General features: G+C 73.5%; 12 protein-coding genes. 5 read left to right on the forward strand and 7 right to left on the reverse strand.

The window, feature by feature from the left end; genetic code table 11:
* Nucleotides 1-54 precede the first annotated feature (54 nt).
* Together cofD and BFV98_RS14615 are read left to right on the forward strand one after the other, a co-directional pair.
* Nucleotides 55-1002: a 2-phospho-L-lactate transferase gene (gene cofD, locus BFV98_RS14610; RefSeq protein WP_071096704.1), complete on the forward strand. Its 948-nt coding sequence runs from the start codon at nucleotides 55-57 to the stop codon at nucleotides 1000-1002.
* A complete protein-coding gene (locus tag BFV98_RS14615; protein WP_013474080.1) occupies nucleotides 999-2084 on the forward strand; it encodes a coenzyme F420-0:L-glutamate ligase in 1086 nt (361 codons plus the stop codon). The genes cofD and BFV98_RS14615 overlap by 4 nt, the downstream gene beginning before the upstream one ends.
* A 15-nt stretch (nucleotides 2085-2099) precedes the next feature.
* On the opposite strand, the gene BFV98_RS14620 is transcribed toward BFV98_RS14615, so the two are convergent.
* Entirely contained in the window at nucleotides 2100-3089 is a 990-nt protein-coding gene (locus BFV98_RS14620; RefSeq protein ID WP_013284153.1) for a helix-turn-helix transcriptional regulator, read from the reverse strand.
* 245 nt (nucleotides 3090-3334) lie between these two features.
* Nucleotides 3335-4378, reverse strand: a complete 1044-nt coding sequence (locus BFV98_RS14625; RefSeq protein ID WP_071096706.1) for a hypothetical protein — start codon at nucleotides 4376-4378, stop codon at nucleotides 3335-3337.
* 102 nt (nucleotides 4379-4480) lie between these two features.
* Between BFV98_RS14625 and BFV98_RS14630 the strand changes: the two genes are divergently transcribed.
* On the forward strand, nucleotides 4481-4987 hold the full coding sequence (locus BFV98_RS14630; protein ID WP_255368346.1) for an NUDIX hydrolase: 507 nt from the start codon (nucleotides 4481-4483) through the stop codon (nucleotides 4985-4987).
* Between the two features lie 44 nt (nucleotides 4988-5031).
* Here BFV98_RS14630 and BFV98_RS14635 read toward each other — a convergent pair whose 3' ends face one another.
* Together BFV98_RS14635 and BFV98_RS14640 are read right to left on the reverse strand one after the other, a co-directional pair.
* Nucleotides 5032-6123 (reverse strand): mannose-1-phosphate guanylyltransferase, encoded by a 1092-nt coding sequence (locus BFV98_RS14635; RefSeq protein WP_013284150.1) that lies wholly within the window; start codon nucleotides 6121-6123, stop codon nucleotides 5032-5034.
* Nucleotides 6124-6187: 64 nt separating this feature from the next.
* Entirely contained in the window at nucleotides 6188-7333 is a 1146-nt protein-coding gene (locus BFV98_RS14640; RefSeq protein WP_013284149.1) for a glycosyltransferase family 1 protein, read from the reverse strand.
* 150 nt (nucleotides 7334-7483) lie between these two features.
* Between BFV98_RS14640 and BFV98_RS14645 the strand changes: the two genes are divergently transcribed.
* Nucleotides 7484-8173 (forward strand): TIGR03089 family protein, encoded by a 690-nt coding sequence (locus BFV98_RS14645; protein WP_071096710.1) that lies wholly within the window; start codon nucleotides 7484-7486, stop codon nucleotides 8171-8173.
* A gap of 124 nt (nucleotides 8174-8297) precedes the next feature.
* Here BFV98_RS14645 and BFV98_RS14650 read toward each other — a convergent pair whose 3' ends face one another.
* The gene (locus tag BFV98_RS14650) at nucleotides 8298-10289 is read right to left on the reverse strand and encodes an acetoacetate--CoA ligase (protein ID WP_071096712.1); all 1992 of its coding nucleotides are present in this window, start codon (nucleotides 10287-10289) and stop codon (nucleotides 8298-8300) included.
* A 321-nt stretch (nucleotides 10290-10610) separates the two neighbouring features.
* Nucleotides 10611-11126 carry an acyl-CoA thioesterase gene (locus BFV98_RS14655; RefSeq protein ID WP_013284146.1) on the reverse strand — a complete coding sequence of 172 codons (516 nt, stop codon included), beginning with the start codon at nucleotides 11124-11126 and terminating at the stop codon, nucleotides 10611-10613.
* 23 nt (nucleotides 11127-11149) lie between these two features.
* Between BFV98_RS14655 and BFV98_RS14660 the strand changes: the two genes are divergently transcribed.
* Nucleotides 11150-11803 (forward strand): hypothetical protein, encoded by a 654-nt coding sequence (locus BFV98_RS14660; RefSeq protein ID WP_013284145.1) that lies wholly within the window; start codon nucleotides 11150-11152, stop codon nucleotides 11801-11803.
* A gap of 52 nt (nucleotides 11804-11855) precedes the next feature.
* Here the strand turns inward: BFV98_RS14660 and BFV98_RS14665 are convergent, their stop codons facing one another.
* A complete protein-coding gene (locus BFV98_RS14665) occupies nucleotides 11856-13019 on the reverse strand; it encodes an acyl-CoA dehydrogenase family protein (RefSeq protein WP_013284144.1) in 1164 nt (387 codons plus the stop codon).
* Nucleotides 13020-13038 lie beyond the last annotated feature (19 nt).

Genomic DNA, 13038 nt, shown 5'->3' on the forward strand with positions numbered 1-13038 from the left:
AGTCTCTCCGGCCACCGGACGATCGACGGCGGCGCGTGCGGAAGGATGGACGCCATGCGCATCGTGGTACTGACCGGCGGCATCGGGGGCGCCCGTTTCCTGCTCGGCGTGCGGGCGTACGCCCGGGAGGTGGGCGCCGAGGTGACCGCAGTGGTCAACGTCGGCGACGATCTGCTGCTGCACGGGCTGAAGGTCTGCCCCGACCTGGACAGCGTGCTCTACACGCTCGGTGGCGGCGCCGACCCGGAGCGGGGCTGGGGCCGGGCGGGCGAGACCTGGACGGTGAAGAACGAGCTGACCGCGTACGGCGCGGAGCCGAGCTGGTTCGGTCTGGGCGACAAGGACGTCGCCACCCACCTGGTGCGCACTCAGATGATCAACGCCGGCTATCCGCTGTCCCAGGTCACCGAGGCACTGGCGGCCCGCTGGCAGCCGGGCGTACGGCTGCTGCCCGCCACCGACGACCGCCTGGAGACCCATGCCGTCGTCACCGACGAGCAGGGCCGGCGGGCGATCCACTTCCAGGAGTGGTGGGTGCGGTATCGGGCCGGCGTACCCACCGACCGGTTCGTCTTCGTCGGCGCGGACGCGGCGAAGCCCGCGCCCGGCGTGGTCGAGGCGATCGCCGCCGCGGACGTGGTGCTGATCGCGCCGAGCAACCCGGTGGTGAGCATCGCCCCGGTGCTGGCGGTACCCGGGCTGCGCGACGCGGTTGCCGGCGGCCCGGCCCCGGTGATCGGGGTGTCGCCGATCATCGGCGGTGCGCCGGTACGCGGCATGGCCGACCGCTGCCTCGCCGTGCTCGGCGTGGAGTGCAGCGCGGCCGGCGTGGGCGGCCTCTACGGCGCCCGGCCGGCGGGCGGGCTGCTCGACGGCTGGCTGGTCGCGCCGGAGGACGAGGGCACTGTGGTGCCGGACGTGACCGTCCGCGCGGCGCCGCTGCGGATGACCGACGAGGCGGCGACCGCCGCGATGGTGCGCGCCGCGCTGGAGTTGATGTGAGGCTGGAGATCCTGCCGGTGCAGGGCATCGGTGACGTGACCGAGGGCGACGACCTGGCTGCGCTGATCACCGGCGCGGCGCCCTGGCTGCGCGACCACGACGTCCTGGTGGTCACCAGCAAGATCGTGTCGAAGGCGGAGGGCCGGCTGGTCGACGTGCCGGCCGACGGCCCGGAACGGCTCGCCGAGCGGGACCGCATCCTGGCCGGGGAGACCGCCCGGGTGGTGGCGACCCGGGGCGCGACCCGGATCGTGCAGACCCACCACGGGTTCGTGATGGCCTCCGCCGGCATCGACGCCTCGAACGTGGACAAGACCAGGCTGGTGCTGCTGCCCGTCGACCCGGACGCGTCCGCCCGGGCGCTGCGCGCCGCGTTGCGCGACCGGTACGGCCTCGACGTCGCAGTGATCGTCAGCGACACGATGGGACGCCCGTGGCGCAACGGGCTCACCGACGTGGCGCTCGGGGTGGCCGGCATGCCGGCGATCCGTGACCACCGGGGCGAGGTCGACCCGTACGGCAACGAGCTGTTCGTCACCCAGATGGCGGTGGTCGACGAACTCGCCGCCGCCGGTGAGCTGATCAAGGGCAAGTGCGACCAGGTGCCGGTCGCGGTGGTCCGGGGTTACCTCGCCGCGACCCGGGACGACGACGAGGGCGCCCGCACGCTCGTGCGCGACGCCTCGATGGACCTGTTCTCGCTCGGCACGGCCGAGGCGCGCGCCGCCGGTCTGCGGGCGGCGGCGACGCTCGCGGACCGGATCGGCCCCGAGCCCGCCGATCCGGCCGCGGTGCGGCGGGCGATCGACGCGGTGGCCGACGTGGTCGCGCCCGGCACCGTCTTCACCCACGTCACCGACGACGAGGTACGCGCCGGACTCGCCGCCACAGTGCCCGGCTGGCCCGCCTCGGCCACCGGCCTGCTGCTCGGCGCGGCGCCCGCTCCCGTCGACCCGGCGGACCTGGTCCGGGTCGGCGCGGACCTGCAACGCCTGCGCGCCGCGCTGGCCGCCGAGGGCGTCGACTCGACGTTGCTCCCGCCCCCGTCCGGCAGCACCGCGAGCGCCACGCTGGCGCTCTGACTCCGGCGGGCGTGCTCAGGCGTCGAGGACGGCCCGGCCCAGCGGTGTGAGCGTGTGCAGGACGGTGTTGCGGTCCCGCCGGCTGACCAGCAGTCCCGCGTTGCGCAGCACAGTGGTGTGCTGGCTGGCCGCGGCGGCGGAGATGCGCAGCCGGCGTGCCATCTCGCCGGTGGTGCAGCCCTCGTCGGCGGCCTGGAGCACCCGGGAGCGGGTACGGCCGAGCAGGGCGGCGAGCGCCTCGCCCTGCGGCGACGCGGCGGCGCCGGACGCGGGCGTCAGGCCGGCGAGCCGGTCGACCGGGTAGACCAGCACCGGGGGCAGCGTCGGGTCGACCAGCGCCACCGGGGTACGCGAGCAGAAGAACGACGGGACGAGCAGCAGCCCCCGGCCGTCCAGGTGCAGCTCCCGGGTGTCCGGGTAGTCGAGCACCTCCAGCACACCCGACACCCAGCGCATGTTCGGCCGCAGGCTGGCCAGCAGCCCTTCGGCGCCGCCGTCGAGCATGGCGCGCGCACGCCGGGCCCGGTCCGCCTCGACCGCCGCCTGCACGCGGGACCAGTAGGGCGTGACCGCCAGCGACTGGTACCGCGCCATGGCGTCGGTGAGGTGGTGCAGCGTATCCGGCTCGCCACGGGCGAGCGAGGTGGCCGACGACGGCAGCGTGGTCTCCCCGGCGAGCAGCGTCAGGTCGCGGCGCAGCATGTCCACAGAGGTGCCCCGGATCGCGTCCAGCCCGGCCTGGAAGCCCTCGCGGCTGGCGAACGGGGTGAGGAAGTCGGGGAAGTAGCCACGCGGCGGGTTGAGCGCGAGCAGCAGGCGGTACTGCTCGGCGTCGGTGTCGGTCCGCAGGCCGTGCGCCACTGTGCGCCGCCACGTGGTCATCATCGGATCCCGGCTGCGCCCCTGGAGCAGGTGCAGGCTGAGGACCAGCTCCCAGAGCGGGTCCGCGGCCGGGGCGACCCGGGTCCGCAGAACGTCCTCGCCCGAGAAAATGATCTTCAACATGGGTTGCTGCTCCCGTGCGGACGGCGGGGGTGCCCGCCACACCTCGCACTGTACCCGCCGGTACTAATCTCCATCTTTAAGCGTCAGGTGAAAAACCTCGACGCTGGGCGGGCCGGTTCGGCAAACTCTCTGTTGCCCGCCGACGCCGGGGCGCAATGTCGACCCGGACGCCGGCTGACGGGCGTGGCCGGGTGGCACCACGAGGGTCTGCGACATCAGTCGCAGGGGTGCCGCCCGGCCCTCGCTCATCCGATCCAGAGCGCCACCCGGTGGTCCTCGTCCGTGACGTAGTAGCAGCGTCCCGCCAGCTCGGCCAGCCCTTCCACGTGATGGAACGGCGCCAGCTCCGCCACCACCTCCCCGGCCACCAGGGCGCCCCCGCCCGCGTCGTGCCGGAACCGCACGTGCCGGGAGGTCACCTCACCGCCGTGCGGATGGTCGTCCAACAGCACCGAACCCTTGCCCAGCGCGTCGATCGACCCGGTCACCGCCGCGTAGCCGCCGTCGCCGGTCGGCGTGATCGCGCGGAAACCGGCGAGCGCCCCGGGCGGCGTCACACCGGTCAGCGCGTACGCCCCGAGCGCCCGCAGGTCACCCGGCCGCTCCGGGTCGTCGAACATCTCCGGTACGCCGGCCAGCTCGACGTAGACCGGCTCCCCCGCGGCGGTCACCGGGAAACGCAGCCCCAGCAGCGCCGTACCGGCCGGGGTGAACGCCGCCGCCTCGACGTTGACCGGCAGGTCGTCCGCGGCGAGCCGGGTCACCCAGCTCTTGGCCCGGGCGGTGCCCCGGGCCAGTGTCTCCACGATGAACCGCTCCCGGACCCGGTCACCGGGCGGCAGCAGCGTCAGCGGGGCGGCTGCGAGCGCGTCGTTCACCGCCCGGTGCAGCCGGAAGCGGTTGCGCACCACGTGCACCGGCAGCGGCCCGGCCACGGCCTCGTCCTCCCGGAACCGGGCCACGAACGCACGGCGGGGCCGCAGCGGGCCGCCCTTGGACCCGAAGTGCGAGCCGAAGACGTACACCCAGCCGTCGTGGTGGGCGAGCGCCTCGCCGTCCTCGGTGCGGCCGTTCTCGCGGCCGGCATCGGCAGGTACGTGGTGCGCCACCCAGTGGCCGTCGTCGCGTTCCAGCAGCAGCGCCAGGCACTGCTCGACCGGCCCCTCGTCCAGCACCGTCCAGAAGCCGCGGCGCGCGCCGTGCGCCCGCAGCAGCGCGGCCGACCGCACCGGCAGGAGGTCACTCGCCTCGTTGCCGGCCACCAGGAACTCGACGAGTCGCAGGGTCACCGCGCCAGGGTACGGAGGGCGCGCTCGTAGAGTGTCCGGGTGCCCGATCTCATCCCGTACACCGAGTTGCACGCCGACGCCGTCGCGACGCTGAGCCGCTGGATGGCGACCAGCCCCGCCGCCGACGCCGCCCGGGACCGCACCCTGGCGCTGCTGGCCGACGGGCCGGTGGCGATGAGCCGGACGCACCGGGCCGGGCACGTCACGGCGAGCGCGCTGGTGCTCGACCCGGACGGCCGGGTGCTGCTCTGCCTACACGGCAAGATCCGCAGGTGGATGCAGCTCGGCGGGCACTGCGAGCCCGGCGACCGGACGCTCGTGGCCGCCGCGCTGCGCGAGGCCACCGAGGAGTCCGGCATCACCGGCCTGACCGTCGAGCCGGAGCCGATCGACGTGGACATCCACCAGGTCGCCTGCCAGGGCGGGTCGTTCCACTACGACGTCCGGTACGCCGCCCTGGCCCCGGCGGGCGCGGTCGAGCGGGTCAGCGCGGAGTCCGAGGCGCTCGGCTGGTTCCCGCCGGACCGGCTGCCCGAGCCGCTCGCCCACGCCACGGCTCAGCTCGTGCCGCCGGCGCTCGCGGTGCTGGCCCGCCGCGCCGGCGGCTGAGCGGCTTTACCGCGCCGCCAGACGCGTCCCGGCGGCCCGGCGGATCAGACGAGGCCCTCCTCGCCGCGTTCCTTCAGCTCGTCCACGATCTTCTTCACGTCCTGCGCGCGGTCGCGCGGGCAGACCAGCAGCGCGTCCGGGGTGTCCACGACGATCAGGTCGTGCACCCCGACGGTGGCCACGAGCCGCCCGGAGTGCGGCACCACCACGGTGCCGGTGGTGTCGTGCAGCAGCACGCCCGGCTTCGCGTCACCGCCCAGCACCACGTTGCCGGCGCCGTCGGCGGGCAGCACCTCGCCGAGCGTGTGGAAGTCGCCCACGTCGTTCCAGCCGAAGTCGCCGGGCACCGTACCCACCCGGCCCGCCGTCGCCGCGCCCTCCATCACCGCGTAGTCGACGGAGATCCGGGGCAGCGTCGGCCAGATCCGGCCGAGCACGTCGTCCTGCTCCGGGGTGCCCCAGGCCGCCGCGATGGCGGTGATCCCGGCGTGCAGCTCCGGCTGCTGGCGAGCCAGCTCGGACAGGAAGACGTCCACCCGCCAGACGAACATGCTGGCGTTCCAGAGGTGCCGGCCGGAGCGGACGTACACCTCGGCCACCTCGGCGGCCGGCTTCTCCTTGAACTCGCGTACCGGGCGCAGCGGGCCGTCCCCCGCCGGCTCGCCGGTCTCCAGGTAGCCGTAGCCGGTCTCCGGGCGCGTCGGGGTGATGCCCACAGTCATCAGCAGCCCCTGCTCCGCGCCCCGGATCGCCTGCCGCACGACCTCGGCCAGCCGGGCCGGGTCGCCGATCAGGTGGTCGGCGGCGAACGAGCCCATCACCGCGTCCGGGGTCCGGGCGGCGATCACCGCGGCGGCCAGCGCGATCGCCGCGCAGGAGTCGCGCGGTGACGGCTCGACCAGGATGTTCTCCTCCGGCAGGCCAGCCAGTTGCCGAGCCACCGCCGCGGCGTGCGCGGCCCCGGTGACCACGAGCGTGCGCTCCGGAGTGGTCAACGGCGACAACCGGTCGACAGTGGCCTGCAACAGCGAGGCGGGGGTGCCGGTCAGCGGGTGGAGGAATTTGGGATGGCCGGCACGGGACAACGGCCACAACCTCGTGCCGCTGCCGCCCGCCGGGATGACGGCGTAGAACATCAGCACATCATGCCCGAAGCGGGCGAGCCGTCACGGTCGGTCGCCCGGGACCGGCAGCCGACGCTCAGGACCGGGCCCGTCGCCACGCCGCGATGTGGACCTCCGCGCTGGACTCCCAGGTGAACTCCTTGGCCCTGTCGAAACCGGCCTTGGCCAGCGACAGCCGCCGCTGCTCGTCGTCCAGCAGGGCACCGAGGTCGGTGGCGATCTGGTCCGGGTCCTCGCTGGTGTAGGCCACCGCGTCGCCGCCCACCTCGGGCAGGGACAGGCGCGGCGTGGTGAGCACCGGGGCGGCGCACGCCATCGCCTCCAGGATCGGCAGGCCGAAGCCCTCGCCGTACGAGGGGTACGCCGCCACCAGCGCACCGCCGAGGAAGCCGGGCAGGTCGGCGTAGCGCAGGTAACCCGGGCGCAGCAGCCGCAGGTGCGACGGGACCTCGGCCACCGCGCGGTCGATGTCGTCGTCGTGGCCCTGGCCGCCGGCCACCACCAGCGCGGGCGGGTTCGGCCGGTCGGCCACCGCCCGGGCCCAGCCGCGGATCAGGTTGGGTACGTTCTTGCGCGGCTCCTTGGCCCCGAGGAACGCGATGTAGCTGCTGTCGCCGAGCCCCAGGCGGGCCCGGACGCGTGCCTTCTCCTCGTCACCCGGCGCGTGGAACGCGTCCTGGTCGACACCGTGGTAGGCGACGTCGATCCGGGTCGGGTCGGCGTCCAGCAGCCGGATCAGCTCGTCGCGGGTGGCCTTGCTCGGCACGATCACCCGGTTCGCCCGGCGCAGCGAGGTCTTGATCGCGCTGCGGAAGAACGTCCGGCGCGACTTGTCGTAGTGCTCCGGCTCGGTGAAGAACGTCGCGTCGTGCACGGTGACAGTCACCGGGCAGCCGGCCCGCAGCGGGCAGGTGTAGAACGGCGAGTGCAGCACCTCGGCGCCGACCTGCTGGGCCAGCAGCGGCAGGCCGGTCTGCTCCCAGGCCAGCCGGGCCGGCCGGTGCGCCACCGCCGCCGGGGCGGGGATCACCTCCGCGCCGGGCAGCATCCGGGTGTAGCGCTCCAGGTCGGTGCGGAGGCTGACCACGGCCAGGTCGACGCCGGTGCCGCAGACCCGGCCCAGCGCGCCGAGCAGTCCGTCGACGTATCTACCGACGCCGCCACGGTCGGCGGGGACACTCGTGGCGTCGATGAGAACGCGGGGCGGGCGACCGGCGGTCACGGGGCGACTCCTCAGGTGGCGCAGTTGTGGGGAATAACACTCTCGGCAAGCCTACGCCGGGCCGGGCGCGAGGCGCTGACCGCGACCCGACGGTACGCCGACTTGTCGCTGTCATCGAGTACGCACGCGGGGCGCGTATCGTTCGCGCCGATGGCCGACAACATTGCCCGGGTGTTCGCCGACGCGATCGCGACCGACCCCACCCGACCGCTGCTGACCTGGTACGACGACGCCACCGGCGAACGCACCGAACTCTCCGGGGCGACGCTCGCGAACTGGGTGGCGAAGACCGCGAACCTGCTCACCGACGAGGTCGGCGCCGCGCCCGGCGACGCGGCCGGGGTGCTGCTGCCGCCGCACTGGCAGACCGCCGCGGTGCTGCTCGGCTGCTGGTCGGCGAAGCTCACAGTGACCGGCACGCCGGGCCCGGTGGAGGCACTGTTCGTGGCCGTCGGCCGGGTGGACGAGGTGGCCGGGTGGCCGGCCGGCGAGCGGTACGCGCTGGCGCTCGACCCGTTCGCGCTGCCGATGCGGCAGGTGCCGGCCGGCTGCACCGACTTCGTCTCCGCGGTACGCGGACACGGCGACCACTTCACGCCGTACCCGGCCGGCGGCGAGGTGGACGCGGCGCTGCTGGCCCGCGCACAGGCTCGCGCCACCGAGCTGGGCCTGACTCAGGGCGATCGTCTCCTGGTCGACGTGACCACCCACCCCGACCCGGTCGACTGGCTGCTCACGCCGCTGACCGCAGGCGCCAGCGTGGTCGCGTGCGCCCACCCCGACCCGGCCCGCCTGCCTTCCCGCGCCGAAACCGAGAAGACCACCCACACCCTGGCCTGACCTCCGTCCCTTCCCCTCCCCGTTGATCTTGCAGTTTCGGCCCTCGGGACGGGTGATTCGCCCCCTTCGCCGGGGCGGAAAGTGCAAGATCAACGGGCGGGGCGGCGGGGCGGAGAGTGCGAGATCAGCGAGGGGGGACGGGGCTGTCGGCGGTGGCCCGGCGCTGGGCCAGGGCGGCGAACGCCGTCAGGGACTCGGGGTTGGCCAAGGCGCCCTTGGCCGCCGCGCTGTCGACCGGGGTGCCCGTCAGGATCTTCTTGACCGGCACCTCCAGCTTCTTCGCGCTCAGCGTGCGGGGCACGGCCCGGACCTGGTGGATCTCGTCCGGCACGTGCCGCGGCGACAGCGCGGTACGCAGCTCCCGGCAGATCTTGCGCCGCATCTCGTCGTCGAGTTCCAGGCCCTCGGCGAGCACCACGAACAGCAGCAGCTCGCCCGCGCCGCCCTCGTCGTCCTCCAGGTGCACGACGACCGAGTCGACCACCTCGTCCAGCCCCTCGACCACCGAGTAGAACTCGGCGGTGCCGAGGCGTACGCCGCCCCGGTTGAGCGTGGCGTCGGACCGGCCGGTGATCACGCACCCGCCGCGCTCGTTCACGGTGATCCAGTCGCCGTGCCGCCACACCCCGGGATAGACCTCGAAGTACGCCTCCCGGTAGCGGGCGCCGTCCGGGTCGTTCCAGAACCCGACCGGCATGCTCGGCATCGGCTCGGTGATCACCAGCTCGCCGAGCTGCCCGATCACAGCGCTGCCGTCGGCGGAGCGGGCCTCCACCTTCGCGCCGAGCGCCCGGCAGGCGATCTCCCCGGCGTACACCGGCAGCAGCGGCACGCCGCCGACGAACCCGGTGCACACGTCCGTGCCGCCGGACAGCGACTGGAGCTGGAGGCGGTCGCTCACGTTCTCGTACACCCAGGTGAAGCCCTCGGCCGGCAGCGGCGCGCCGGTCGAGCCGAGGCCGCGCACCGCGGACATGTCGGCGACCTCGCGCGGCACCAACCCGGCCTTGCGGCAGGCCAGCAGGAACGGCGCGGACGTGCCGAAGTACGTGGTGCCGGTGTCGGCGGCCAGCCGCCACAGCGCGCCCAGGTCGGGGTGGCCCGGGTTGCCGTCGAACAGCACGATCGCCGCGCCCACCGCCGGGCCGGAGACCAGGAAGTTCCACATCATCCAGCCGGTCGTGGTGAACCACAGGAACCGGTCGGACGGGCCCAGGTCGTGGTGCAGCGCCAGCATCTTGAGGTGTTCGAGCAGGATGCCGCCGTGGCCGTGCACGATCGGCTTGGGCAGGCCGGTGGTGCCAGAGGAGTACAGCACGTAGAGCGGGTGGTCGAAGGCGACAGGGGTGAACGTCAACGGCTCGTCCGTCGCCGCCGCCAGCTCCGCCCAGGGCAGCGCGCCGTCGGGGGCCGGGCCGTCCGGATCGAGGTACGCGATGGCGACCGTGTGCCGCAGCGACGGCAGCGCGGCCCGGATCGCGGCCACCTCGGCGCGCCTGTCGACCGGCTTGTCGCCGTACCGGTAGCCGTCCACGGCGACCAGCACGGTGGGCTCGATCTGCTGCCAGCGGTCGGTGACGCTGCGGGTGCCGAACTCGGGCGCGCAGGAGGAGAAGATCGCGCCCAGGCTGGCGGTGGCGAGCAGCAGGACGTACGTCTCCGGGATGTTCGGCGCGTACGCGGCCACCCGGTCGCCCGGACCGACACCGAGGCGGCGCAGCCCGGCGGCCACCCGGCGGACCCGCTCGCGCAGCTCGGCCGCGGTGAGCGTCTCCGGCGCGCGGGTCTGACCGTGCGCGATAACCGCCGGGTCGTCGTCGCCCAGCCCCGGCATGCGCAGCACGTTCTCGGCGTAGTTGAGCGTCGCGCCGGGGAACCAGCGGGTGCCCGGCATGGCCCGGCCGGTGAGGGTGGCGGTCGGCGGGGTGTGCGCGACCACGTCGAAGTAGTCCCAGATCGAGCGCCAGAACGCCTCAAGGTCGGTCACCGACCACTGCCACAGCGCGTCGTAGTCGGCGAACTCCAGCCCGCGGTGCTCGGCCAGCCAGCGCAGGTAGTCACCGATCCGGGACCGCTCCCGCACGTCCGCCGGCGGCGTCCACAGCACGTCAGCCACTGTTCCACCCTCCCCTGGGCCCGCCACGACGGTGTGCCGGGGCCGTGGCGCCATCTTGCCCTACCTCGTGCCGCCATTGTCCGCGCCGGGTACGCCGTACGGGGCGTGCCCCGCCCACACCCCGAACCCCCACCCCATGTGGCCCGCGTGTAAGGAAGGGCCCCCTATTAACGCCTCGTGCAGAGGAAGGGCCCCTTGTTAACACCTCGCCCTCCGCGGGTGTCCGCCGCCGGTGGAGGCGGCGCGGGTAGGCCCGGGGGGGGTGTTAACAGGGGTCCCCTCCTCTACCGCAGGCGTTAACAAGGGGCCCTTCCTTACACCTCAGCCGGCGCGGTGGGCCTGGATCGCGCGGCGCCGGGCGAGCCGGTGCGCGCGCCGGATCTCGGCCTCCCGGAAGCGGCGCTCGTCCTCCGGCGTCTCGGGCAGCACCGGGCGGACCGGCCGGGGCGTGCCACCCACGTCGACGCCCACGAACACCAGGTACGCGGTGGCGACCCGGACCGGTTCCTCCTCGGCCGAGTCCCAGCGTTCGGCGACCACCTTCACCCCGACCTCCATCGAGGTCTGTCCGGTCCAGTTGATCTGCGCGTGCGCGTGCACGAGATCGCCCACCCGGACCGGCTCGGAGAAGACGATCTCGTCGATGGACGCAGTCACCGCGGTGCCGCCGCTGTGCCGCGCCGCCGCCGCGCCGGCGACGTCGTCCACGAATTTCATCAGTACCCCACCGTGCACGGTCCCGTACAGATTGACATCGACCGCGGTCATGATGCGACTGAGCGTGACGCGGGAGTACGACGTGGGCTTACCCGGCGGGACCGCGGGATGATCTGTCATGCCGAAAACGGTACGGTGCGCGGATGCGACATCTCTGGAGCTTCCTCGCCGGGTTGGCGGTGGCGCCCGTCACCTGGGTGCTCGTCACGCTCGGTCAGGACGGATCTGAGCGGACCGTCGACCGCTGGGTGGAGATCGGGACGTACAGCACGCCGAACCTGATCGAGCCGGCCGTCTATCTGGGCGTCGCCGGCATCCTGCTCGGCTTGCTCGGCACGTTGCGCTTCTCGCCGTTCGGCCCGCTGGTGGCCGGCCTGCTGCTCGCGGTCCCGTACCTCGGGCTGTTCGTCGCGCCGTTCAGCGTGCGGGACCGGGTGCCGGACGACCTGAAGCTGCTCGGTGACCCGCTGCCGCTGCGCGACCCGCTGGACAACGGCACGCTGTTCCTCATCGGCCTGCTGCTGCTGATGGCCGTGTTCAGCACGAGCCGCTGGCGGCGTCCCGTCACATCCGCGACGGCCGAGGCGGAGCTGACCCCGGCCGTCACACCGGTCGAGCACAAGCCGGCGCTCACCGACTGGCCCCCGGCGCCGGCGAAGGACCCCGACACGCCGCCGCTCACGCTCGCGTACCCCGAGTCCCCCACCGAACCCCTGCCCCGCCGCACCGGCGGCGAGTCGCCGTGGTCCGCGCCCCCGCGCGGCGCCGGCCGGCCGGAGGGCACCGAGAGCCGTTGAACGAGCGCGGGCGGGCCGGTACGTACCGGCCCGCCCGCCCGAACGCCTGCGGTCAGCCCTTGAGCAGCTGGCGCGCCATCACGATGCGCTGCACCTGGTTGGTGCCCTCGTAGATCTGGGTGATCTTGGCGTCCCGCATCATCCGCTCGACCGGGTAGTCGCGGGTGTAGCCGTAGCCGCCGAGCAGCTGGACCGCGTCGGTGGTGATCTCCATGGCGGCGTCGGACGCGAAGCACTTCGCGGCCGCACCGAAGTAGGTCAGGTCCGCGTCGCCGCGCTCGGACCTGCCGGCGGCGGCGTACGTGAGCTGCCGCGCCGCCTCCAGCTTCATGCCCATGTCGGCGAGCATGAACTGGATGCCCTGGAAGTCGGCGACCGGCTTGCCGAACTGCTTGCGCTCCTGGACGTAGCCCTTGGCGTAGTCCAGCGCGCCCTGAGCGATACCGACGGCCTGGGCGGCGATGGTGACCCGGGTGTGGTCCAGCGTCTTCATCGCGGTGGCGAAGCCGGTGCCCTCGGCGCCGATCATGCGGTCGGCCGGGATCCGGACGTTGTCGAAGTAGACCTCACGGGTGGGCGAGCCCTTGATACCGAGCTTCTTCTCCGGGGCGCCGAAGCTGACGCCCGGGTCGGACTTCTCCACCACGAACGCGGAGATGCCCTTCGAGCGCGCTGTGGGATCGGTCACGGCGAACACGGTGTAGTACTCGGAAACGCCAGCGTTGGTGATCCACCGCTTCACGCCGTTGAGCACCCAGTGGTCTCCGTCACGTACCGCCTTGGTGGTCATCGCGGCGGCGTCGCTGCCCGCCTCCGGCTCGGAGAGGCAGTAGGAGAACATGCCCTCCCCGGCCGCGACCGGGGTGAGGTACTTGCGCTTGAGCTCCTCGGAGCCGGCCAGCAGCAGCGGCATGGTGCCCAGCTTGTTCACCGCCGGGATCAGCGAGGACGACGCGCAGGCCCGGGCCACCTCCTCGATCACGATGGCCGTGGCCAGCGCATCCGCACCGGCGCCGCCGTACTCGACCGGGATGTGCGGGGCGTGGAAGTCGGCCGCCCGCAGGGCCTCGTAGGACGCCTTGGGGAACTCACCTGTCTCATCCGCCTCGGCGGCGTGCGGAGCCACCTTGGCCGCACAGACCTCACGGACCGCCTCCCGGATCGCCTCGTGTTCCTCCGGCAACCGGTAGACGTCGAACGACTGCTCTGCGGCCATGTCGGCCCTCCCCTTTCAC

This window comes from Micromonospora sp. WMMB235, assembly GCF_001855515.1.
GTDB classification, from domain to species: Bacteria; Actinomycetota; Actinomycetes; order Mycobacteriales; family Micromonosporaceae; genus Micromonospora; species Micromonospora aurantiaca.

What these genes read in the sequence shown, in the direction of transcription:
- BFV98_RS14620 (WP_013284153.1), bottom strand. Translation starts at nt 3,089, where the DNA reads ATGTTGAAGATCATTTTCTCGGGCGAGGACGTTCTGCGGACCCGGGTC.
- cofD (WP_071096704.1), top strand. Translation starts at nt 55, where the DNA reads ATGCGCATCGTGGTACTGACCGGCGGCATCGGGGGCGCCCGTTTCCTG.
- BFV98_RS14660 (WP_013284145.1), top strand. Translation starts at nt 11,150, where the DNA reads ATGCGACATCTCTGGAGCTTCCTCGCCGGGTTGGCGGTGGCGCCCGTC.
- BFV98_RS14645 (WP_071096710.1), top strand. Translation starts at nt 7,484, where the DNA reads ATGGCCGACAACATTGCCCGGGTGTTCGCCGACGCGATCGCGACCGAC.
- BFV98_RS14630 (WP_255368346.1), top strand. Translation starts at nt 4,481, where the DNA reads ATGGCGACCAGCCCCGCCGCCGACGCCGCCCGGGACCGCACCCTGGCG.
- BFV98_RS14665 (WP_013284144.1), bottom strand. Translation starts at nt 13,019, where the DNA reads ATGGCCGCAGAGCAGTCGTTCGACGTCTACCGGTTGCCGGAGGAACAC.
- BFV98_RS14655 (WP_013284146.1), bottom strand. Translation starts at nt 11,126, where the DNA reads ATGACAGATCATCCCGCGGTCCCGCCGGGTAAGCCCACGTCGTACTCC.
- BFV98_RS14635 (WP_013284150.1), bottom strand. Translation starts at nt 6,123, where the DNA reads ATGTTCTACGCCGTCATCCCGGCGGGCGGCAGCGGCACGAGGTTGTGG.